This is a genomic window from Pseudomonas resinovorans NBRC 106553 (assembly GCF_000412695.1).
GTDB lineage: Bacteria > Pseudomonadota > Gammaproteobacteria > Pseudomonadales > Pseudomonadaceae > Metapseudomonas > Metapseudomonas resinovorans_A.
Genome location: NC_021499.1, coordinates 6167083 through 6189521 on the forward strand (window position 1 = coordinate 6167083; position 22439 = coordinate 6189521).

Here is a 22439-nt window from a genome sequence, read left to right on the forward strand (position 1 = left end):
TGCAGTTCACAGCTCGACCGTTGCCCTGCGCCGCCCACTCCCGACCTGCTCGTTATACTCCGGGCAGAAAAATTCAAAGCTGGAAGCTGCCATGACTGAAGTCGCCCTCGCCCCGGATTCCTCGCCACAACCACCCGAAGTGATAGTGCAGCTGCTCGAGAAGCTTGGCCTGGCCTACCAGGTCCGCCTGGAGCATCCCGGCCTGGCGGCTGCGCAACGGATCCAGGCGGTATTGCTGGAAGACGCCGTCGGCGCACTGCTGGTGCTCTTCCCGCGCAACCAGCTGCTGGACCTCAATCGCCTCGCCGAACTCACCGGCCGCAAACTGGTGGCGGTCAAGCCGGAGCGCCTCGAGCGCATGCTCGGCAAGCATGAGCTGGGCGCCCTGCCGGGCCTGCCGCCGCTGACCAGTGCCCCCTGCCTGTACGACGAGCGCCTGCTCGCCGAGCCGCGCCTGCTGGTGGAATCCGGCCAGCCCGGCGTGCTACTGGAACTGGCCAGCGAGGACTTCCGCAGCCTGCTCTCCAAGGCCAGCGCCGCGCGCTTCGGCGAGCCGCTGGCGGCCATCCGCCCGAACCTCGACCGCCCGGCCGACGACCGTGCCGAGATCACCCAGGCGGTGCAGGCCTTCACCGCCCGGCGCATCCAGCAGCGCCTGGAAGAAACCATCGAGATCCCGCCCCTGGCGGAATCGGCGCAGAAGATCATCAAGCTGCGCGTGGACCCCAACGCCACCGTGGAAGACATCACCGGCGTGGTGGAAACCGACCCCGCCCTGGCGGCCCAGGTGGTCAGCTGGGCGGCCTCGCCCTACTACGCCGCCCCCGGCAAGATCCGCTCGGTGGAGGACGCCATCGTCCGCGTGCTGGGCTTCGACCTGGTGATCAACCTGGCCCTGGGCCTGGCCTTGGGCAAATCCCTCAGCCTGCCCAAGGACCAACCGCAGCAGGCCACCCCGTACTGGCAGCAGGCGATCTACACCGCCGCGGTGATCGAAGGCCTGACCCGCGCGATGCCGCGCGCCCAGCGCCCGGAAACCGGCCTCACCTACCTCGCCGGCCTGCTGCACAACTTCGGCTACCTGGTGCTGGCCCACGTCTTCCCGCCGCATTTCTCGCTGATCTGCCGGCACCTGGAGGTCAACCCGCACCTGTCCCACAGCTACATCGAGCAGCACCTGCTGGGGATCACCCGCGAGCAGATCGGCAGCTGGCTGATGAGCTTCTGGGACATGCCCGAAGAGCTGTTCACCGCCCTGCGCTTCCAGCACGACCCGGACTACCAGGACGACAACGCCGCCTACCCCAACCTGGTGTGCCTGGCGGTCAGCCTGCTGCGCAATCGCGGCATCGGCTCCGGCCCGGAAGTGGAAATCCCCAACGACCTCTTCGAGGCCCTGGGACTGACCCGCGAAAAGGCCGAGGGCGCAGTGGACAAAGTGCTGCAGGCCGAGGCCGCGTTGCGGGAACTGGCCTCCCAGTTCAACCCGTAGTGCTGAACGGCAGGCATGAAAAAGGGTTCATCGCGCTTTCCCGGGGAAGGCGGCCTTGATTTTCAGGAAGAAGTAGGCCGAGTCGCGGAAGCCATAGGCCATGCGCTTGATCACTTTGATGCGGTTGTTCACCCCTTCCAGCTGGCTGGTGTGCAAGGGGAAACGGGCGCTGGCGAGGATGCCGCGCGCGTAACGCTTGAGGTTCCTGGCAAAGCGTTGGAGCGGCGCCAAGCCGCTGTCCCGGGCGTGCCGCAGCCAGGTTCGCCAGCGCCGCCAGCCGTCCTGCACACTGGGGGCGTACCAGATTTCCTTTAATGCGTCCTTGAGCACGTAGGCCGTGGCCAGTGGCTGGTTGGCCGCGAGCAATTCCTGCAACTGCACGGCCTGTCCGCCCTTGAGGTTTTCGCGATTGCGCAGCAACAGCCAGCGGCTTTGCTTGACCACCTTGCGCGCCGGTTTGTCCTGGCGCAGGAGGTTGGCCTGGTCGACCCGGATCCGGTCGATCACGTCCCGGCCGTAGCGCGCCACCACGTGGAACAGGTCGTACACCACCTCGGCCTGCGGGCAATGCCGTTTCACCTCGAGGTCGAAGGCGGTGTTCATGTCCATGGCCACCGCCTCGATCTGCCGGCAGTGCTCGCCGAGCAATTCGAAGAACGGACGGATCGCCTCACGGCTGTTGCCATGCCCGACCCACAGCACCCGCGTGCGCTCGGCATCCATGATCACCGTGGCGTAACGATGCCCCTTGTGCAGGGCAAACTCGTCCATCACCAGCCGACGCACCTCGCCTGGCTCAAACGCGCCAACCGAGGCGTCCAGGCGGCGCTTGTCGAGCGTCTTGAGCGTGTGCCAATGCAGGCCAGTGAGGCGGCTGACGTGACTGATCGGCAGCAATTGCAGCAAACCCTCGAGCCAGACGCGCAAACGCTGAGTCAGGCGTGACGCCGGCTCCAGCCAGTCGATCCGCTCGGTCACCCGCCCACAATCCAGGCAATCGACGCGACGCACCGGCAGTTGGAGCAGCACGCGCTGATCCAGCAGGTCACGGTCACGCACCTGGCGGATTCGCCGCTCGTGGATCAGCGGGCAGTCTTGGTGACAGCGGCCACATTTGGGGAGGGAGCCGGCTTGAGGTTCGAGCTCAATCAGCAGGGTGTCGTGAGTGGCTTGGCGACAGGCGACGACCTCGTAGCCTGGCCAGAACTGGGCAAGATCAATAGGATTCACGGCGGCAGCAGGGAGTGGGGGTTGGTTCGTTTGGCGACTGCCAATCTACCCACTTCCCTGACTGTCAACTCGCTCTTCCCCCTGAATCCGCGAAGAACCAGAAAAAGGGGCGCCAATGGCGCCCCTTTTATTCATGAGCCCGGTGCAGGTCGTAGGTTGCGGCTGAGCGATGCGAAGCCCAACACCCACGCGTTGCGTTGGGCCGCGCTGCGCTTGGCCCAACCTACGGGCAATTTCCCACGAGCCGGATTCAGGCGGCCTTCTTCTCTACCGCCTTCTTCTTCGGCACCAGGTGCTTGGTCAGGCCCTGGAACCAGATCACCAGGGACGGATTGCCCTGGATCTGGATGTCCTTGTTCTGGATACCCTGCATGAAGGCCAGCTGCTTGTTCTTCGCGCTCATGGTGGCGAAACCGTAGGCACCGTCCTTGAAACCGATGGCGAAGGCGGGCGCGCTGGCGGGGCCGCGCTTGCTGAGCACGCGCAGGTCTCGAACGATGAAGTGACGGGCGATCTTGCCGTCCAGGGTGTGCAACTGGAATACCAGGTCCTTGCCCGCCAGCTGCTGCTGGAACTCGACATTGTCGCGGCTGGCCTTGGCCATCAGGCGGCCCAGCATCCAGAGAAGAAAGCGGAATTTCATGCGCGTACGGCCTCAAAAGGTTGAGAAAGCGGCGCATTGTAGCGGTTTGCCGGCAGGACTACAGCCAGCTGAAGAAGGTATTGCGGAGGGAAGGGGGAGCTGCCCGGAACCTCCCCGGTTCCGGGCAGAAGAAGCTCAATTCACGGCTTCTTTCAGGGATTTGCCCGGTTTGAAGGCAACGGTGTTGCTGGCTTTGATCTTGACCGGCTGCCCAGTCTGCGGGTTCTTGCCGGTGCGAGCACCACGATGACGTTGCAGGAAGGTGCCGAAGCCCACCAGCGTCACACTGTCCTTGCGGTTCAGCGCGTTGGTGATTTCTTCGAGCACCGCATTGAGTACGCGATTGGCCTGATCCTTGGTCAGATCAGCCTTCTCGGCAATGGCGGCGGCGAGTTCCGGTTTACGCATAGATGCCTCTTTGACGGTTTGTTGTTTTTGTGTCCGTGCTGTTCGTCCAGAACAGCGCCTAAGGCGCCGCAACGGCTCTGCGCTGCGGCAGACCACGGGGAGGATGGCACGCCATTGGGCACTACGCCAGTGTCCGCCGGGGGAATTCCGAAAGATCAGAATGATTAATCCGACAGAAGGGCTGACATTTACGCCAAGAGCGGCGGCAGCTCCCGGTTCAGAGCCAATTTCTCCTGCACCGCGGCCCCCGTCAGGGCATAGCCGAGCAGGCTTCCCGCGGCATCACGATAGAGCGCCTTGATGTCGCTGCCGGCGCCTTCCACCGTCCATTCGCCCTCCATGCCACGGGGCGGCGGCGAGACCACCAGGGGGCACGCCGGGGTTTTCACCGTCACCGGCATCGGGCCGTAGTTCACCGCCGTCGGGTTGCCCGCCAGGGTCTGCGCCAGGGAACGGGCGCAAGCCATCAGCGGCATCACATAGAGCAGGTTCAGGCCATCCACCTCGGCGCAGTCGCCCAGGGCGTAGATATTGGCGTGGGAGGTGCGCAGCTGGCGGTCCACCACCACCCCGCGGTTCACCGCCAGGCCGGCGGCGGCGGCCAGTTCGGTGCGCGGGCGCAGGCCGACCGCGGACACCACCAGGTCGCAGTGGATGCGGGTGCCGTCCGAGAGCAGCGCCTCCAGGCCGTCTTCGGCCCGTTCCAGGCGCGCCAGCACCGGCCCCAGGTGAAAACGCGCGCCAAGGCCTTCCAGCCCCGCCTGCACCGCCGCCGCGGCGGCCGGGTGCAGCAGGCCGGGCATCACCTGCTCGCAGGGCGCCACCAGTTCCACTTCCAGGCCACCCAGGCTGAGGTCGTTGGCAAACTCGCAGCCGATCAGCCCGGCGCCCAGGATCAGTACCCGGCGCTTGCCGGCCGCCGCGGCGCGGAAACGGGCGTAGTCTTCCAGGTCGTTGATCGGGAACACCGCGTCATGGGCATCGCCCTCCACCGGCACGCGGATGGTATCCGCGCCCCAGGCCAGCACCAGGTCGCGATAGGGCACGGCTTCCTCGCCTATCCACAGCCGCTGGTGGCCAGGGTCGATACCGGTGATCCGGGTATGGGTGAGGACTTTTGCCTTGAGCTGCTCGGCCATGGCACCCGCCTCGGCCATGGCCAAGCCATCGGCGTCCTTGTTCTTGCCGAAACCGGTGGAGAGCATGGGCTTGGAGTAGGAGCGGCCATCGTCGGCGCTGATCAGCAGCAGCGGGGTTTCGGCGTCCAGCTTGCGAAACTCCTTGGCCAGGTTGTATCCGGCCAGGCCGGTACCGACTATCACCACGGGTGGTGCCACGGGTGCACTCATTGCTCACTCCTGCTCACGAAACGACGCGACGGCCCACGGGCCGTCGCTTGAATGGGGTTGGAAGGCGGGTCTCAGGCGATTTCGATCATCTCGAAATCGATCTTGCCGACGCCGCAATCGGGGCAGACCCAGTCCGGCGGGATGTCTTCCCAGCGCGTGCCGGGCGCGATGCCTTCTTCAGGCAGCCCTTGGGCTTCGTCGTAGATGAAACCGCAGACGATGCATTGCCACTTGCGCATGGACCACCTCCGCCGACGCGGAAAATCCTGTTGAACCTACCCCAATCCACCGGCGGGCGCCAAGGGCCACCGGAGCCGTCCAGAAAGAGGATAGGCGCTGGCGCGGCAGACGAAAAAGCCGGCACTCGGCCGGCTCGTTCGGAGGGGGATCAGTTGATCTCGATCATCTCGAAATCCAGCTTGCCCACGCCGCAGTCCGGGCACAGCCAGTCCTGCGGGACGTCTTCCCAGCGGGTCCCGGCAGCGATGCCGTCATCCGGCCAACCCTCGGATTCGTCATAGACCAGGCCACATACCACGCATTGCCACTTCTTCATCACTTGTTTCTCCACGATCCGGCGTTCTCGACCCGTCGCCTCTGGCGGGCACTGGCAGTCGGCTCAGGGCCGCTTTTTACTGGTTAGTCCGGCAGCGGGCAAGAGGCAGCCGACCGGCCAAGGCCGTGCTAATCTGCGCCGTCTTCCACCGCCCAAGCCCCGCCCGTGCCCCACGCCGCCCTGGTCCATCCCCCCCGCTGGCTGACCGCCGCCCAGCTCCACCCCGCTCCCGCCGCCAGCGTTCGCGACTGGCTGTTCGACCAGGGCTCGCTGACCCGCCGGCTTACCGCGCTGTCGCAAAACGGCTTCAGCGTGACCCCGCTGGAAGAAGGCTGGCAGGGCCTGCGCGCCGACGAATGCGCCGCCCTGGGGATTCCCGCCGGGAGCCAGGGCTGGGTCCGCGAGGTGTACCTGCGCGGCCACGGCGAGGTCTGGGTATTCGCCCGCAGCGTGGCGGCACGCTCCGCCCTGGAAGGCTCGGGGCTGGACCTGCACCAGTTGGGCAGCCGCTCCCTCGGCGAGCTGCTGTTCAGCGACCGCGCCTTCGATCGTGGCGCCATCGAGGTCACCCGCTACCCGGCCCCCCTGTTGCCCTTTGAGGTGCGCGAGGAACGCCTCTGGGGCCGCCGCTCGTGCTTCTCACGGGGCGAACTGGGCGTGCTGGTGGCGGAGATATTCCTGCCCGCGCTGTGGCGCGCGGCCGGAGTCGAGTCCGTATAATCCCGCCCGTCCAAGGGAGGCCCGCCGATGTACCTCACGCTGCTGCAATCGCTGAACCGCCTGCACCCCCGCGCCATGGATTTCATCCAGCTGACCCGGCTGGACAAGCCCATTGGCATCTACCTGCTGCTCTGGCCCACGCTCTGGGCCCTGTGGATAGCCGGCGAAGGCAGCCCCAGCCTGGCCAACCTGGTGATCTTCATCCTCGGGGTGAACCTGATGCGCGCCGCCGGCTGCGTGATCAACGACTTCGCCGACCGCAAGGTCGACGGCCACGTCAGCCGCACCCGCAACCGCCCCCTGGCCAGCGGCCGGGTGAGCTCCCGCGAGGCGCTGGTGTTCTTCGGCATCCTGGTGGCGCTGAGCTTCGTGCTGGTGCTCTTCACCAACGCCACCACCATCTGGCTGTCCTTCGGCGGCCTGGCACTGGCCGCCTGCTATCCCTTCATGAAGCGCTACACCTACTACCCGCAGGTGGTGCTGGGCGCGGCCTTCTCCTGGGGCATGCCGATGGCCTTCACCGCCGAGACCGGCGAACTGCCGGCGGCGGCCTGGCTGCTGTATTTCGGCAACCTGCTGTGGACCGTGGCCTACGACACCTACTACGCGATGACCGATCGCGAGGACGACCTGAAGATCGGGGTGAAATCCACCGCCATCCTCTTCGGCGACGCCGATCGCCTGATCATCGCCATCCTCCAGGGCCTGGCGCTGCTCTGCCTGCTGCTGGCGGGCAACCGCTTCGAGCTGGGGTTGTACTTCCACCTGGGCCTGGCGGCGGCGGCGGCCTGCTTCGCCTGGGAGTACTACAGCACCCGCACACGCGATCCCCAGGCCTGCTTCAAGGCCTTCCTGCACAACCACTGGGCGGGATTGGCGATCTTCGCCGGCATAGTCGCCGACTACGCGCTGCGCTGATGCGCGGCGCGTAGCGGTACCGGCAACGCAGGTAGCTTGAAAGCGTCGGCGAGGCGGCCGAGACAAGGCGCAAACGGCCGAGGACGCGGAGTTTACGAGCTGTAAATGAGCAGTCCGAGGCCGTTTGCAACGCAGTATCGGCAACGCAGGCAGCTTTCCGCCCTAGTAGGCTTCGGGTTTGGCGACGTGCCAGACCCCCATCTTCCCGTCCCCGGTGACGTCGCCGGCCTTCTTGTCCATGACGAAGGTGTACAGCGGCTTGCCGTCGTAGGCCCACTGGCTGGAGCCGTCGTCACGGGTGACCACGCTCCACTCGCCTTCGGCCTTGGCCCCGGCCTCGGCCATGAGCGGCGGCCAGTTCTGTGCGCACTGGCCGACACAGGCGGACTTGCCGTCCGAGTCCTTGTCGTAGGTGTAGAGCGTCATACCCTTGGCATCCACCAACATGCCATCCTTCTCCATCGCCGGCTCGGCCGCCAGGCCCGACAGGGGCCAGCTCAACAATGCGCCGGCGAGCAGCGGAATGAATCGATGGGAAATTCTTCTCATTTTTCTAGCCTCTCCTCGGATTGGACAGCGACAGCCTGGCGGCAGCTGGGATCACGGCTTGAGGTCACAGCGGTACAGGACGGAAGGAGCCAAGAACACCCATAGTGCCTATGGGGTCCTGTGCCAGGCTCCAGGCCACCCCGGATTGGCGGCAGCCTCAATCAGCTTAGACGAGGCCGGTGGCGGAATCGTTCGGTGTTTTGTCCCGGGAATGACGCACGCCTCGATAGCAGCTGGCAACTCCGTGTCACATCCCTGCAATAATTCCGTTATCTAATGCGGCGCAATCAGTCATACACGCGACCTTTCCCGAGGCTTGAACATGGTTGGCAAGAACATCCTGATAGTCGACGACGAAGCCCCCATCCGCGAGATGATCGCGGTGGCCCTGGAGATGGCCGGCTACGACTGTCTGGAAGCCGAGAACACCCAGCAGGCCCACGCCATCATCGTCGACCGCAAACCCGACCTGATCCTCCTGGACTGGATGCTCCCGGGCACCTCCGGCATCGAGCTGGCCCGCCGCCTCAAGCGCGACGACCTGACCAACGACATCCCGATCATCATGCTCACCGCCAAGGGTGAGGAGGACAACAAGATCCAGGGCCTGGAAGTCGGCGCCGACGACTACATCACCAAGCCCTTCTCCCCCCGCGAGCTGGTCGCCCGGCTCAAGGCCGTGCTGCGCCGCGCCGGCCCCAGCGACGGCGAAGCGCCTATCGCCATCGGCGGCCTGCTGCTGGACCCCATCAGCCACCGCGTGACCATCGACGGCAAGCCGGCCGAGATGGGCCCCACCGAGTACCGCCTGTTGCAGTTCTTCATGACCCACCAGGAGCGCGCCTACACCCGTGGCCAGCTGCTGGACCAGGTCTGGGGCGGCAACGTCTACGTCGAGGAGCGCACCGTCGATGTGCACATACGCCGCCTGCGCAAGGCCCTCGGCGAGGTATACGAAAATCTGGTTCAGACCGTTCGCGGCACCGGCTATCGTTTCTCCACCAAAAGCTGACCGAGGGCCCATGGGCCTCGCACAAGGACGCGATAGGTGAATCAAGACTGGCGCGGCGTAGTCATCCGCCGCCTGCTGCTGCTGATCGGGGCCTGCCTGCTGGTGGGGCTGATCACCGGCCATTACGCCTGGGCCCTGGTGGTGGGCCTCGGCGCCTACCTGGGCTGGACGCTGGCGCAATTGCTGCGCCTGTACACCTGGCTCAAGCAACACAAGCCCGACGAGCCGCCGCCGGATGGCTACGGCCTCTGGGGCGAGGTGTTCGACAGCATCTACCACCTGCAGCGCCGCGACCAACGCGTGCGCGGCCGGCTGCAGGCGGTGATCGACCGCGTCCAGGAGTCCACCGCCGCCCTCAAGGATGCCGTGGTGATGCTCGACAGCGATGGCAACCTCGACTGGTGGAACCGCGCGGCGGAAACCCTGCTGGGCCTGAAGACCCCCCAGGACAGCGGCCAGCCGGTGACCAACCTGATCCGCCACCCGCGCTTCAAGGAATACTTCGAGCAGGGCAAGTACCACGAACCCCTGGACCTGCCCTCGCCGGTCAACGACCGCCTGCGCCTGCAGTTCCACATCACCCAGTACGGCAATAGCGAGCACCTGATGCTGGTGCGCGACGTCACCCGCCTCTACCAGCTGGAGCAGATGCGCAAGGACTTCGTCGCCAACGTCTCCCACGAGCTGCGCACGCCGCTGACGGTGATCGCCGGCTACCTGGAGACCCTGCTGGACAACGTCGAGGACGTGAACCCGCGCTGGACCCGCGCGCTGCAGCAGATGAGCCAGCAGGGCATGCGCATGCAGAACCTGCTCAACGACCTGCTGCTGCTGGCCAAGCTGGAAGCCACCGACTACCCCTCGGACAACCAGCCGGTGGCGGTGGACCTGATGCTGCTGCAGATCAAGGCCGACGCCCTCGCCCTGTCCGGCAATCGCCACCACCGCATCAGCCTGGAAGCCGACCACAACTTCAAGCTGCGCGGCAGCGAGCCGGAACTGCGCAGCGCCTTCTCCAACCTGGTGTTCAACGCGGTCAAGTACACCCCGGACGAAGGCGAGATACGCATCCGCTGGTACGGCGACGACAATGGTGCGCACCTCAGCGTGCAGGACAGCGGCATCGGCATCGAAGCCAAGCACCTGCCGCGCCTGACCGAGCGCTTCTACCGCGTCGACTCCAGCCGCAACAGCAGCACCGGCGGCACGGGCCTGGGCCTCGCCATCGTCAAGCACGTGCTGATCCGCCATCGCGGCCGCCTCGACATCAGCTCGGTGCTCAACCACGGCAGCACCTTCAATTGCCATTTCCCGGCCACCCAGGTAGTCCGGCGCCCATGACCAGGAATGCACCCCGACTTGCAAACTCGGGGTGCAGCCTGCAACCTTAGTCGGTCATCGTTCAGCAAAAACCATCCATGGACCCTTCCCCTAGTTCCGATTACTTCAGTTACTTCGCCGATTTCGGCCTGATTCTCTTCGCCCTCTTCCTCGTGCTGCTCAACGGCTTCTTCGTGGCCGCCGAGTTCGCCATGGTCAAGCTGCGTTCCACCCGCGTCGAATCCATCGCCGACAAGCACGGCTGGCGTGGCAGCATCCTGCGCACGGTGCACAACCAGCTCGACGCCTACCTCTCCGCTTGCCAGCTGGGCATCACCCTGGCCTCGCTCGGCCTCGGCTGGGTCGGCGAACCGGCCTTCGCCCACCTGCTCACGCCGCTGCTCAGCGCCATCGGCATCGAATCGGAGAAGCTGGTCCACGGCATCGCCTTCTTCACCGCCTTCTTCATCATTTCCTACCTGCACATCGTGATCGGCGAGCTGGCGCCCAAGTCCTGGGCCATCCGCAAGCCGGAGCTGCTGTCGCTGTGGACCGCCGTGCCGCTGTACCTCTTCTACTGGATGATGTACCCGGCCATCTGGCTGCTGAACGCCAGCGCCAATACCATCCTGCGCATCGCCGGCCAGGGCGAGCCAGGCCCGCACCATGAGCACCACTACAGCCGCGACGAACTCAAGCTGATCCTCCACTCCAGCCGCGCCCGCGACCCCAGCGACCAGGGCATGCGCGTGCTGGCCTCGGCCGTGGAGCTGGGCGAACTGGAAGTGGTGGACTGGGCCAACTCCCGCGAAGACCTGATCTACCTGGAGCACGACGCGCCGCTGTCGGACATCCTCTCGGTGATCCGCCGCCACAAGTACAGCCGCTACCCGGTCCATGACGAGCAGAAAGGCGAGTTCATCGGCGTCCTGCACATCAAGGACCTGCTGCTGGCCCTGTCCGCCCTGGACAGCCTGCCGGAGAGCTTCGACCTGGCCGAACTCACCCATCCGCTGGAGCGCGTGACCAAGCACATGCCGCTGTCGCGCCTGCTGGAAGAATTCCGCAAGGGTGGCTCGCACTTCGCCCTGGTCGAAGAGGCCGACGGCAAGGCGGTGGGCTTCCTGACCATGGAAGACGTGCTGGAAGTGCTGGTGGGGGATATCCAGGACGAACACCGCAAGACCGAACGCGGCGTGCTGGCCTACCAGCCCGGCAAGCTGCTGGTGCGCGGCGACACCCCGCTGTTCAAGGTGGAACGCCTGCTCGGCATCGACCTGGACCACGTGGAAGCCGACACCCTCGCCGGCCTGATCTACGAGTCCCTGAACCGCGTGCCGGAAGAGGAAGAAGTGCTGGAAACCGAAGGCCTGCGCATCATCGTGAAGAAGATGAAAGGCCCGAAGATCGTCCTGGCCAAGGTGCTCAAGCTCGATTGAGTGCCCTCGCGCCCTCGTAGGATGGGTTGAGCGAAGCGATACCCATGCTGCCGTGCGAGTGTCCTGATGGGTATCGCAAGCTCAACCCATCCTACGTATCTCAACCCATCCTACGTGTGGGTTGCGGGCCTACTCCCCGCCCACCGCGAAGTTCGGCAAGGTATCCACCGGCTGGGCGAAGTCGAAGGGGATGGACTCCAGCGCCAGGCCCAGGTTGCGCTGGATGACGAAGTGCAGGTGCGGGCCGGTGCTGTTGCCGGTGTTGCCCGAGCGCGCGATGCGCTCGCCGATGGTCACCTGCTGGCCCTCGCGCACCTGTACCGAACCGCGCATCAGGTGCAGGTAGACGCCCATGGTGCCGTCGTCGTGCAGGATGCGCACGAAGTTGCCCGACGGGTTGTTGCCCCGGCCGCTCTGGTCGTTCTCGATCTTCACCACCACACCCGGCCGCGCCGCGACGATGGGCGTGCCTTCGGGCATGGCGATATCCAGGGCGTAGCGGCCCTTGGGAGTGAAATGGCTGTAGCGGCCGTTGGCGCCCTGGGTCAGGCGGAAGGGGCCACCCTGCCAGGGCAGCGGGTAGCGGTAGACCACCGGCACCAGGCGCGGGTCGCCCATGGCGTAGCGCAGCTTGGGCTTGTAGCTCATGGGGCGATTCGGGTCGGCCGGGGCCAGGGTGGCCATGCGCATGCTGCTGCGCGGCGCCAGCACCCAGCGGATGGGCTGGTCAGGGGCACCGGAGACGTTTTCCGCCTGGTCGACGCGCAGCTCCACCTCCACCGGCGCGAACAGCTCGTTGTGCAGCACCAGGGTCTCACCGGCGGCGTGCTTCTTGGTCTCCAGCTTCACCGACAGGTCCAGGCGCTCCACCATGCGGTCGCGGAAGACGAACACCTGCGCGCCCGACACGGCCTGGTCGGTGTAGGTCACCACACCATTGGCGTCGGTGTACTTGTAGATGGTCAGCGCCGCCGCCGGCAGGCTCAAGCCAAGCAGCGCCAGTAGAGGAAGGATTCGCCCCAGCATGTCGACCCGTTGTTGTTCTGTGCTCCGTTGGCCGAAGACTAGCAGCGCACCCAGCGCCGGGCGAGGCCTTCCCCATCGACCTGTGACGGGGTTGGCTGGACGGTCAGGCGCCGGGGACGAAATGCTTCTGCGCGGTGCCGCGGGCGATCAGGCGGGACAGGTAGTCGAGCTTCTGCGGGTCGCGGTCGACGAAGCGGAAGCTCAGCTGCAGCCACTCGCTGTCGGGCTTGGGCTCCAGGGCGGCGACCGCGTGCAGGTAGCCGTTGAGCCGTGCCACTTCACCGCCTTCGCCCTGTTCCAGGTCGAGCACGGCGCTTTCCAGCACCTGCGGCAGGGGTTCGCCACGGCGCACCACCAACTGCGCGTCCTTCAGGCTCAGGGCCTTGATCACGCAGGACAGCACGCCGGCCGGCAAACGCAGCTGTGCCTGCCCGCGGCCACCCGGGGCCTGGGCGGCGGCCTTGGCCGACGGCGCTGGCGGCGCGGCGGGCTTGGCGACGGGCGCGGCGGGACGGATCACCTCGGCCTTGCCACCGGTGAGGGCGGCCAGGGAATCGTTGGCGAAGCCGCCGGCATTGGGCAGGCGCGCCGGCGTGGCGGACATCAGGGCCTCGAGCTTGCCGCTGCGGGCCAGGGCCTTCTTCACCTTGGTGACCAACTGATCGTTGGAGAAGGGTTTGCCGATGTAGTCGGAAACGCCGGCCTGGATGGCCTGGATGACGTTCTCCTTGTCGCCGCGGCTGGTGACCATGATGAAGGGCGTGGTCTTCAGGTTGTCCTGCTCACGGCACCAGGTGAGCAGTTCCAGCCCCGACATCTCGGGCATCTCCCAGTCGCAGAGGATCAGGTCGACACTGGTACGGGCGAGCATCTGCTGGGCCTTGCGCCCATTGATCGCTTCCTCGATCTGGATGCCGGGGAAGTTGTCGCGCAGCCCCTTCTTCACCAGATCGCGAATGAAGGACGCATCGTCCACTACCAGCACATTGACCTTGCCCATCGACTGCTCCTTGGAAAACGGGACTAAGGATAGCCTTGCCTGATAGCCAATTGCCAAACCTGATTTGCCGGGCAGTGCATCGATTCGACCGGTGGGTCAGCCGGAACCGGCCAGGGGCCGGGGCACGAAAAGCAAAACGCCCGGAACAAGGCCGGGCGTTTTAGGAAACCAGCTACAACGATGCTGGAAATTTCCCACGAGCCGAAAACTTAGTTCTCGGCGATATCCTTATCCTTGTTGCTGGTGCCCTTCACTTCCTCGGTCATGCGCGCCAGGCCCATGTGGCGAACGTCGGTGCCGCGTACCAGGTAGATCACCAGTTCGGAAATGTTGCGTGCGTGGTCGCCGATGCGCTCCAGGGAACGCAGGGCCCAGATGACGTTGAGCACGCGGCTGATGGCGCGCGGGTCTTCCATCATGTAGGTGACCAGCTCGCGCAGGGCGGTCTTGTATTCGCGGTCGATGTTCTTGTCGTACTGGGCCACCGACAGGGCGAGGTCGGCGTCGAAGCGGGCGAAGGCGTCCAGGGCTTCCTGGACCATCTTGCGCACCTGGTCGCCGATGTGGCGCACCTCGACGTAGCCGCGCGGGGCCACACCCTCTTCGCAGAGCTGGATGGCGCGACGGGCGATCTTCGAGGCTTCGTCGCCGATGCGCTCCAGGTCGATCACCGACTTGGAGATGCTGATGATCAGGCGCAGGTCGGAGGCCGCCGGCTGGCGACGGGCGAGAATGCGCACGCATTCTTCGTCTATGTTGCGCTCCATCTGGTTGATCTGGTCGTCGATCTCGCGCACCTGCTGGGCCAGGCCCGAGTCGGCATCGATCAGCGCGGTGACGGCGTCGTTGACCTGCTTCTCGACCAGGCCACCCATCGCCAGGAGGTGGCTGCGCACTTCCTCCAGCTCGGCGTTGAACTGCTGGGAGATGTGATGGGTGAGGCTGTCTTTGTCGATCATTTTCTAACCCTTGTTGAGCAGAATGCTTTCCTGGTGATGGTGGCCTTCAACCAATCGTGCTTCGCCGACGCGGCCCAGCGCGATTGGGGCTGGCCACTAGCCGTAGCGACCGGTGATGTAGTCCTCGGTCTGCTTCTTGGCCGGGTTGGTGAACAGGGTATCGGTATCGCCGAACTCGATCAGCTTGCCCATGTACATGAACGCCGTGTAGTCGGAAACCCGCGCGGCCTGCTGCATGTTGTGGGTCACGATGACGATGGTGTACTTGCTCTTGAGCTCGTAGATCAGCTCTTCCACCTTGAGGGTGGAGATCGGGTCCAGGGCCGAGCAGGGTTCGTCGAGCAGCAGCACCTCGGGTTCCACCGCGATGGTGCGGGCGATCACCAGGCGCTGCTGCTGGCCGCCGGAGAGACCCAGGGCGGATTCGTGCAGGCGGTCCTTCACTTCTTCCCACAGGGCGGCGCCTTTCAGCGCCCACTCCACGGCCTCGTCGAGCACGCGCTTCTTGTTGATGCCCTGGATGCGCAGGCCATACACCACGTTCTCGTAGATGCTCTTGGGGAAGGGGTTCGGCTTCTGGAACACCATGCCCACGCGGCGGCGCAGCTCGGCCACGTCCTCGCCCTTGCGGTAGATGTTGTTGCCGTCGAGGAGGATCTCGCCGGCCACGCGGCAGCCATCCACCAGGTCGTTCATGCGGTTGAAGCAGCGCAGCAGCGTGGACTTGCCGCAGCCGGACGGGCCGATGAAGGCGGTCACGCGCTGTTTCGGTATGTTCATGCTGACGTCGTACAGGGCCTGCTTCTCGCCGTAGAACAGGGAGAGGCCGGGCACCTGCAGGGCAACGGGCTCATCGGCCAGGCGCAGGTTCTGCTTGTCGCGGCCAAGGGCGGAAAGGTTGACGCCGTGGCTGTGGGATTCGTGTTGCATGTGTTCACTCCGTTCGTAGCTTCGAGCTACAAGCTGTAAGCCTCAGGCAATTCGGTTGGCGATGGACGATCAGCTGTCCAGCGCCTTGTATTTCTCGCGCAGGTGGTTACGGATGGCGACGGCCGAGATGTTCAGCAGGGCGATCACCAGTACCAGCAACAGCGCGGTGGCGTAGACCAGCGGGCGCGCGGCCTCGACGTTCGGGCTCTGGAAGCCGACGTCGTAGATGTGGAAGCCCAGGTGCATGATCTTCTGGTCGAGGTGCAGGTAGGGGTAGTTACCGTCCACCGGCAGGCTCGGGGCCAGCTTCACCACGCCCACCAGCATCAGCGGCGCCACTTCGCCGGCGGCGCGGGCCACGGCGAGGATCAGGCCGGTCATCATGGCCGGGCTGGCCATGGGCAGGACCACCTTCCACAAGGTCTCGGCCTTGGTCGCACCCAGGGCCAGGGAGCCTTCGCGCACGGCGCGGGGGATACGCGCCAGGCCTTCCTCGGTGGCGACGATCACCACCGGCACGGCGAGGATCGCCAGGGTCAGGGACGCCCAGAGCAGGCCCGGGGTGCCGAAGGTCGGCGCCGGCGCGGACTCGGGGAAGAACAGGCGGTCGAGGGAGCCACCCAGCACGTAGACGAAGAAGCCCAGGCCGAACACGCCGTAGACGATGGCCGGGACGCCCGCCAGGTTGTTCACCGCGATGCGGATCACCCGGGTCAGCGGCCCCTGCTTGGCGTACTCGCGCAGGTAGATGGCCGCGATCACGCCGAAGGGGGTGACGATCACGGCCATGATCAGGGTCATCATCACGGTGCCGAAGATGGCCGGGAAGATACCGCCCTCGGTGTTGGCCTCACGGGGGTCGTCGCTGAGGAACTCCCAGAGCTTGGCGAAGTAGAAGCCGAGCTTCTGAAACAGGGTCATGGCGTTCGGCTGGTAGGCATGCACCACCTTGCCGAGGCTGATTTCCTGCTCGCGGCCGCCGGCCTCGCGCACCACCACGCTGTCGCGGTTGAATTCCTGGTGCAGGCCCATCAGGCGCTCTTCCAGGCCCTTGTAGCGTTTCTCCAGCTCGGCGCGCTCGGCGGCGATGTCGGCCTGGGCCTCGGGGGTCAGAGCGTCGTTCAACTCCAGCTTGCGGGTCTGCAGGCGCAGGCGCTCGAGGCCGTGGTTGATGCCGCCGATCTCCTTCTTCTCCAGCTGGTAGAGCTGGGCGTAGAGCTCGTTCACCCGCGCCAGGCGCTTGGTCAGCTCGGCCATGGCGGCCTCGCCTTCAGCCACCACCTGGCCGTTCTCCTTCACGGAGATCAGCCGGCCGTAGAAGTTGCCCCACTCGCGGCGCTCCAGCGCCACCAGCTCGGTAGGGTACTTCTGCTCCTGCAGCCAGTCGCCCACCACCCAGGTGAAGTCGCTGCCGTAGACGTCACGGTTGCCCACCTTGAGCAGCTCGCGGGTCATGAACTCCGGACCCTCCGCCGGCACCGGCAGACCGGCACCCTGCAGGCGCACACGGGACACTTCCTCGATCTGTACCGCTTCGCCGATCACCAGCTTCACCGGCTGGCCGGGCACGCTGTACTGCGCTTCCACCAGGTCGGCCGGCCAGAAGTGGGCGAGGCCGCGCACGGCGATCACCGAGAGCAGGCCGATGGTCATGATGACCGCGATGGAAACCGCTCCACCGCTTATCCAGACGCCCGGTGCGCCACTCTTGAACCAGTCTTTCAGGGAAACCTTTTTCACGGATTTCTCCACCGCTTGAGTCTTTCAGTGCCTCCGGCCAGGGGGCCGGAGGTTTCGTGTTTCTGGGGGAGAGAGGCTGCGGCGCTGAGCCGAACATCCCTCACCCGGTCCTTCGGACCCCCCTCTCCCACAGGGAGAGGGGGATCAGCTGCGACGCTGAAGCGTCGTTCTTACAAAGAGGCGTACTTCTTGCGCAGGCGCTGACGGATCAGCTCGGCCAGGGTGTTCATGATGAAGGTGAACGTCAGCAGCACCAGCGCCGAGAGGAACAGCACGCGGTAGTGGCTACCGCCCACTTCCGACTCGGGCATTTCCACCGCCACGTTGGCCGCCAGGGTGCGCATGCCTTCGAAGATGTTCGCTTCCATCACCGGGGTGTTGCCGGTGGCCATCAGCACGATCATGGTCTCGCCCACGGCACGGCCGAGGCCGATCATCAGTGCCGAGAAGATGCCCGGGCTGGCGGTCAGCAGGACCACGCGGGTCATGGTCTGCCAGGGCGTGGCGCCCAGGGCCAGGGAACCGTAGGTGAGGCTCCGGGGCACGCTGAACACGGCGTCTTCGGCGATGGAGAAGATGTTCGGGATCACCGCGAAGCCCATGGCCAGGCCGACGATCAGGGCGTTGCGCTGGTCGTAGGTGATGCCGAGGTCGTTGCTGATCCACAGGCGCATGTCGCCACCGAAGAACCAGCTCTCCAGGATCGGGCTCATGCCCAGGGCGAGCCAGGCGGTGCCGCCCACCACGGGGATCAGGATGGCCGCTTCCCAGCCGTCCGGCACGCGCAGGCGGATGGATTCGGGCAGGCGGCTCCAGATGAAGCCGGCCAGCAGGATGCCGAAGGGGGTCAGCAACAGCAGGCTGAAGATGCCCGGCAGGTGGCCTTCCACATAGGGCGCCAGGAACAGGCCGGCGAAGAAGCCGAGGATCACCGTCGGCAGCGCTTCCATCAGTTCGATCACCGGCTTGACCTTGCGGCGCATCGCCGGGGCCATGAAGTAGGCGGTGTAGATGGCCGCGGCGATCGCCAGCGGGGCGGCCAGCAGCATGGCGTAGAAGGCCGCCTTGAGGGTACCGAAGGTCAGCGGGGCCAGGCTCAGCTTGGGCTCGAAGTCGGTGTTGGCGGCGGTGGACTGCCAGACGTACTTGGGCTCGTCATAGCTTTCGTACCAGACCTTGCTCCACAGCGCGCTGAAGGAGATTTCCGGGTGCGGGTTGCGGAGGCGGAACGGCAGGAACTGGTTGCCCTCTTCCACCAGCACCTTGTTGGCGCGCGGCGACAGGGCCAGCACGCCGGAGCCGTCGGTGACCGGCTCCACCAGCAGGGTACGGTTGGCGGTGCTGTGGAAGACGCCGAGGTGGCCGCTGGCGTCCAGGGCGACGAAGCCCTTGCGGCGCTCTTCCGGGGTGATCTGCACCACCGGATCGGTGCCCAGCTGGAAGTCGCGGATATGTTTCAGGCGCGAGGAACCGTCCGGGTCACGAGCCATGAACCACTGGGCGATGCCGCCCTTGGAGTCGCCGATCATCATCGAGATGCCGCCCAGCAGCGTGTTGCTGGCGGTGACTTCGCGGCTGGCGTCTTCCAGCAGCTTGTAGCGGCCGTTCAGGGATTTTTCCCGCAGGCTGAAGACGTCGGCGTGGGCGCGGCCGTTGAGGACGTAGAGCCACTGGTGACGCGGATCGATGTAGATGGCCTTGATCGGCTCGGCGATCTGCGGCAGGTCGATGCTGGTCTGTTCCTGGGTGGTCTCGCCGGTCAGCATGTTCTCTTCGCTGACCACTTGCTGCACATGCAGCTGGCTGCCGGTGGACGCGGCCAGCACCAGGGTCTCGTCGTTGCCGTTGATGGCGACGTGCTCCAGGGCGCGGCCCTGTGCGTCCAGCGCCATGGGCGCTTCGCCGTAGGGGAAGCTGACCTGCGGGGTGATGGTCTTGTGGTTGTCCGGGTAGGTGACCTTGTAGCTGTGCTGGAAGATCAGCGCCTGGCCGTTGGACAGGCCCAGCACCACCAGCGCGCTGCCCGGCTGGTCCTGGCCGATGGACGCCACGCTGACGCCGCCTGGCAACGGCAGTTGCTGGCGCTTCATCAGGCTACCGTCCTTGACGGAGAAGAACTGCACCTCGCCGGTGTTGGCGACGCGCATGCCCACCATGTTCTGTTCTTCCAGGGCCAGCAGCAGCGGCTTGCCGGCGTCCTGCTGCAACCAGGCGGGGCTCTGCACCTTGCGGGCGGTCAGCTCGGCGCCCTGGAACAGCGGCAGAACCACATAGGCCAGGTAGAAGAAGATCAGGGTGATGGCCGCGAGCACGGCGAGGCCGCCGACCAGCACGTACCAGCGGGTCAGGCGGTCCTTCAGCGCGCGCATCTTGCGCTTGCGCACCAGCGCCGGCGTATTGAAGTCGATGCGGGCGGGAGGATTCTTCGAGTTTGTCAGGGAGTTGGCCAGGTCAGTCATGGATTCGGGCTCTTGGCACAGTCGGCGCGCGCAGGCTTTTACGATGGGGGCACAGCCTACGGCTTTCGTGTGACAGAAAAATTACAGCGAGTTGACGTGGCGAAGCCCACCCGGAGGAGGCCTCGGGCGGGCTTCTGCGACAGGGGTCGCCCGTCGTTGTTGCGTCCTTGCGGAGCGGCCCGGGTTACAGGCCCAGATCCTTCAGGGTCTTTTCCGCGACTTTCGCCGGAACCGGGATGTAGCCGTCCTTGACGACGACTTCCTGGCCCTGCTTGGACAGCACCATCTTCACGAACTCGGCTTCCAGGGGAGCCAGGGGCTTGTTCGGCGCCTTGTTCACATAAACGTAGAGGAAGCGGGACAGCGGGTAGCTGCCGTTCAGCGCATTCTGCTCGTTGTCTTCAACGAACTCGCCGCCTTCCTTCTTGGCCAGGGCCACGGTCTTCACGCTGGAAGTCTTGTAGCCGATGCCCGAGTAGCCGATGCCGTTGACCGACTGGCTGATGGACTGAACCACGGAAGCCGAACCCGGCTGCTCGTTCACGTTCGGCTTGAAGTCGCCTTTGCACAGGGCTTCTTCCTTGAAGTAGCCGTAGGTGCCGGATACCGAGTTACGGCCGAACAACTGGACCGGCTTGTTGGCCAGGTCGCCGGTCACGCCCAGGTCACCCCAGGTCTTGACGTCGCTCTTGCCGCCGCACAGGCGGTTGGCGGAGAAGATCGCGTCGACCTGCTGCATGGTCAGACCCTTGATCGGGTTGTCCTTGTGCACGAACACGGCCAGGGCGTCGACGGCCACCGGCACGGCGGTCGGCTTGTAGCCGTACTTCTCTTCGAAGGCCTGCAGCTCGACGTCCTTCATCTTGCGGCTCATCGGGCCCAGGTTGGCGGTGCCTTCGGTCAGGGCGGGCGGCGCGGTGGAGGAACCGGCGGCCTGGATCTGGATGTTGACGTTCGGGTACTCGCGCTTGTAAGCCTCGGCCCACAGGGTCATGAGGTTGGCCAGGGTGTCGGAACCAACGCTGGAGAGGTTGCCGGAAACGCCGGTGGTCTTCTGGTAGGCCGGGATGGCCGGGTCGACAGCGGCAACCGCGCTGGCGGTGGCAACGCCGGCGGCGACAAAGGTCAGGGCCGCCATCAAACGCTTCAGTTTCATGCCTTGCTCCTAAGCAGGACGAGGGGTTGAATGCAACGGGGGCCAGTATCGAGAGGCCATGTGACCACTCTATGAATTGATTGTGACAATTGGATGAAAGGCCACCATCCGCTGTCCAAGGTTCAATCAAGCCCCGCGAACCCCATGGAGACAGTCCCAATGAAGCGTCACCCCCTGCTGCCCATCGCCCTCCTGGCGCTCTGCACCGCTTGCGGCGAAACGGCCAGCCTGATGGTCGCGGATGGCACCGGCCCCGACCCGCAGCTGCCGCCGCCCAAACGCAGCCTGATTCCCACCGTCAACGTCGCCCCCGCCGTCGGCTGGCCCGCGGGTGTCACGCCGGTGGCCGCCGAAGGCACCCAGGTCAACGCCTTCGCCGAAGACCTCAAGCACCCGCGCTGGCTCTACGTGCTGCCCAATGGTGACGTGCTGGTGGCCGAGAGCGCCGCGCCGGGTACCGACAAGCCGGCGGGCCTGAAAAGCCGGGTGGAGGGTTACTTCATGAAGCGCGCCGGCGCCCAGGTGCCCAGCGCCAACCGCATCTCGCTGCTGCGGGACATCAACGGCGACGGCGTCGCCGACCTGCGCAGCACCTTCCTTGCGGGCCTCAACTCGCCCTTCGGCATGGTGCTGGTGGGCAAGGACCTCTACGTCGCCAACGCCGACGCGCTGCTGCGCTTCCCCTACGAGAAGGGCGCCACCGAGATCACGGCGGCGGGCACCAAGGTCACCGACCTGCCGGCCGGCCTCAATCACCACTGGACCAAGAACGTCATCGCCAGCCGCGACGGCCGCAAGCTCTACATAACCGTGGGTTCCAACAGCAACGTCGGCGAAAACGGCCTGGAGGCCGAGGAAGGCCGCGCCGCGATCTGGGAACTGGACCGCGCCAGCGGCAACAAGCGCCTGTTCGCCACTGGCCTGCGCAACCCCAACGGCCTGGCCTGGGAGCCCCAGACCGGCAAGCTGTGGACGGCGGTGAACGAGCGTGACGAACTGGGCAGCGACCTGGTGCCCGACTACATCACCTCGGTGAAGGACGGCGGCTTCTATGGCTGGCCCTGGAGCTACTTCGGCCAGCACGTGGACGATCGCGTGCAACCGCCGAACCCGGACATGGTGGCCAGGGCCCTGGTGCCCGACTACGCCCTGGGCCCGCACACCGCCTCCCTCGGCATCGCCTTCGCCAAGGGCAGCCAGCTGCCCAACTTCCGCAACGGCCTGTTCGTCGGCCAGCACGGTTCCTGGAACCGCACGCCCCGCAGTGGCTACAAGGTGATCTACGTGCCCTTCAAGGGCGGCAAGCCCCACGGCCAGCCGGAAGAGGTGCTCGGCGGCTTCCTCGACGAGCAGGGCAACGCCCAGGGCCGGCCGGTGGACGTGAAGCTCGACAGCAAGGGCGCCCTGCTGGTGACGGACGATGTGGGCAACAAGGTGTGGCGCGTGAGCGCGGTGAAGAAGAAGTGAAACCCAAGCCGTAGCACCCGTAGGATGGGTCGGGCGGCGTTCCGTTGAGCCTGCGATACCCATCGG

At 65.7% G+C, this 22439-nt stretch carries 21 protein-coding genes; 7 read left to right on the plus strand and 14 right to left on the minus strand.

Annotated elements, in window-relative coordinates; all coding sequences use genetic code 11:
* Positions 1–91 precede the first annotated feature (91 nt).
* Complete coding sequence (locus tag PCA10_RS27660; protein WP_016495399.1) at positions 92–1492, plus strand: HDOD domain-containing protein; 1401 nt, start codon at positions 92–94, stop codon at positions 1490–1492.
* Between the two features lie 27 nt (positions 1493–1519).
* Here PCA10_RS27660 and PCA10_RS27665 read toward each other — a convergent pair whose 3' ends face one another.
* The 6 genes from PCA10_RS27665 to PCA10_RS27690 all read right to left on the minus strand — a co-directional run bounded on the left by PCA10_RS27665 (position 1520) and on the right by PCA10_RS27690 (position 5678).
* Positions 1520–2722 carry an ISL3 family transposase gene (locus PCA10_RS27665; RefSeq protein WP_016491200.1) on the minus strand — a complete coding sequence of 401 codons (1203 nt, stop codon included), beginning with the start codon at positions 2720–2722 and terminating at the stop codon, positions 1520–1522.
* 250 nt (positions 2723–2972) lie between these two features.
* Positions 2973–3365 carry a hypothetical protein gene (locus PCA10_RS27670; protein ID WP_016495400.1) on the minus strand — a complete coding sequence of 131 codons (393 nt, stop codon included), beginning with the start codon at positions 3363–3365 and terminating at the stop codon, positions 2973–2975.
* 135 nt (positions 3366–3500) lie between these two features.
* Positions 3501–3773 carry an HU family DNA-binding protein gene (locus PCA10_RS27675; RefSeq protein ID WP_016495401.1) on the minus strand — a complete coding sequence of 91 codons (273 nt, stop codon included), beginning with the start codon at positions 3771–3773 and terminating at the stop codon, positions 3501–3503.
* A 188-nt stretch (positions 3774–3961) separates the two neighbouring features.
* Complete coding sequence (locus tag PCA10_RS27680) at positions 3962–5122, minus strand: NAD(P)/FAD-dependent oxidoreductase (RefSeq protein ID WP_016495402.1); 1161 nt, start codon at positions 5120–5122, stop codon at positions 3962–3964.
* 71 nt (positions 5123–5193) lie between these two features.
* Positions 5194–5361, minus strand: a complete 168-nt coding sequence (locus PCA10_RS27685; RefSeq protein WP_016495403.1) for a rubredoxin — start codon at positions 5359–5361, stop codon at positions 5194–5196.
* Positions 5362–5510: 149 nt separating this feature from the next.
* Positions 5511–5678: a rubredoxin gene (locus tag PCA10_RS27690; RefSeq protein WP_016495404.1), complete on the minus strand. Its 168-nt coding sequence runs from the start codon at positions 5676–5678 to the stop codon at positions 5511–5513.
* Positions 5679–5843: 165 nt separating this feature from the next.
* Here PCA10_RS27690 and PCA10_RS27695 point away from each other — a divergent pair, with 165 nt between their 5' ends.
* Complete coding sequence (locus tag PCA10_RS27695) at positions 5844–6398, plus strand: chorismate--pyruvate lyase family protein (protein WP_016495405.1); 555 nt, start codon at positions 5844–5846, stop codon at positions 6396–6398.
* Between the two features lie 27 nt (positions 6399–6425).
* Positions 6426–7316 carry a 4-hydroxybenzoate octaprenyltransferase gene (gene ubiA, locus PCA10_RS27700; RefSeq protein WP_016495406.1) on the plus strand — a complete coding sequence of 297 codons (891 nt, stop codon included), beginning with the start codon at positions 6426–6428 and terminating at the stop codon, positions 7314–7316.
* 162 nt (positions 7317–7478) lie between these two features.
* Here ubiA and PCA10_RS27705 read toward each other — a convergent pair whose 3' ends face one another.
* Positions 7479–7865: a COG4315 family predicted lipoprotein gene (locus PCA10_RS27705; RefSeq protein ID WP_016495407.1), complete on the minus strand. Its 387-nt coding sequence runs from the start codon at positions 7863–7865 to the stop codon at positions 7479–7481.
* 322 nt (positions 7866–8187) lie between these two features.
* Between PCA10_RS27705 and phoB the strand changes: the two genes are divergently transcribed.
* From phoB to PCA10_RS27720, 3 genes are all read left to right on the plus strand, one after another.
* Positions 8188–8877, plus strand: coding sequence for a phosphate regulon transcriptional regulator PhoB (gene phoB / locus PCA10_RS27710; RefSeq protein WP_016495408.1), 690 nt, complete (start codon positions 8188–8190; stop codon positions 8875–8877).
* A 36-nt stretch (positions 8878–8913) separates the two neighbouring features.
* Positions 8914–10218 (plus strand): phosphate regulon sensor histidine kinase PhoR, encoded by a 1305-nt coding sequence (gene phoR / locus PCA10_RS27715; protein WP_016495409.1) that lies wholly within the window; start codon positions 8914–8916, stop codon positions 10216–10218.
* A gap of 77 nt (positions 10219–10295) precedes the next feature.
* Positions 10296–11636: a hemolysin family protein gene (locus PCA10_RS27720; RefSeq protein ID WP_016495410.1), complete on the plus strand. Its 1341-nt coding sequence runs from the start codon at positions 10296–10298 to the stop codon at positions 11634–11636.
* A gap of 129 nt (positions 11637–11765) precedes the next feature.
* Here the strand turns inward: PCA10_RS27720 and PCA10_RS27725 are convergent, their stop codons facing one another.
* The 7 genes from PCA10_RS27725 to PCA10_RS27755 form a co-directional block, all read right to left on the minus strand.
* Positions 11766–12662 (minus strand): peptidoglycan DD-metalloendopeptidase family protein, encoded by an 897-nt coding sequence (locus PCA10_RS27725; RefSeq protein ID WP_016495411.1) that lies wholly within the window; start codon positions 12660–12662, stop codon positions 11766–11768.
* Between the two features lie 103 nt (positions 12663–12765).
* Complete coding sequence (locus tag PCA10_RS27730; RefSeq protein ID WP_016495412.1) at positions 12766–13662, minus strand: response regulator; 897 nt, start codon at positions 13660–13662, stop codon at positions 12766–12768.
* Positions 13663–13871: 209 nt separating this feature from the next.
* Complete coding sequence (gene phoU, locus PCA10_RS27735) at positions 13872–14621, minus strand: phosphate signaling complex protein PhoU (RefSeq protein WP_016495413.1); 750 nt, start codon at positions 14619–14621, stop codon at positions 13872–13874.
* Positions 14622–14717: 96 nt separating this feature from the next.
* The gene (gene pstB, locus PCA10_RS27740; protein WP_016495414.1) at positions 14718–15551 is read right to left on the minus strand and encodes a phosphate ABC transporter ATP-binding protein PstB; all 834 of its coding nucleotides are present in this window, start codon (positions 15549–15551) and stop codon (positions 14718–14720) included.
* Positions 15552–15620: 69 nt separating this feature from the next.
* Positions 15621–17291: a phosphate ABC transporter permease PstA gene (pstA, locus tag PCA10_RS27745; RefSeq protein WP_041770466.1), complete on the minus strand. Its 1671-nt coding sequence runs from the start codon at positions 17289–17291 to the stop codon at positions 15621–15623.
* Positions 17292–17461: 170 nt separating this feature from the next.
* Complete coding sequence (locus PCA10_RS27750; RefSeq protein WP_016495416.1) at positions 17462–19750, minus strand: ABC transporter permease subunit; 2289 nt, start codon at positions 19748–19750, stop codon at positions 17462–17464.
* A gap of 184 nt (positions 19751–19934) precedes the next feature.
* Positions 19935–20906 carry a phosphate ABC transporter substrate-binding protein PstS family protein gene (locus PCA10_RS27755; protein WP_016495417.1) on the minus strand — a complete coding sequence of 324 codons (972 nt, stop codon included), beginning with the start codon at positions 20904–20906 and terminating at the stop codon, positions 19935–19937.
* Between the two features lie 159 nt (positions 20907–21065).
* Between PCA10_RS27755 and PCA10_RS27760 the strand changes: the two genes are divergently transcribed.
* Positions 21066–22373, plus strand: a complete 1308-nt coding sequence (locus PCA10_RS27760) for a PQQ-dependent sugar dehydrogenase (protein ID WP_016495418.1) — start codon at positions 21066–21068, stop codon at positions 22371–22373.
* The last annotated feature ends 66 nt before the right edge of the window (positions 22374–22439 follow it).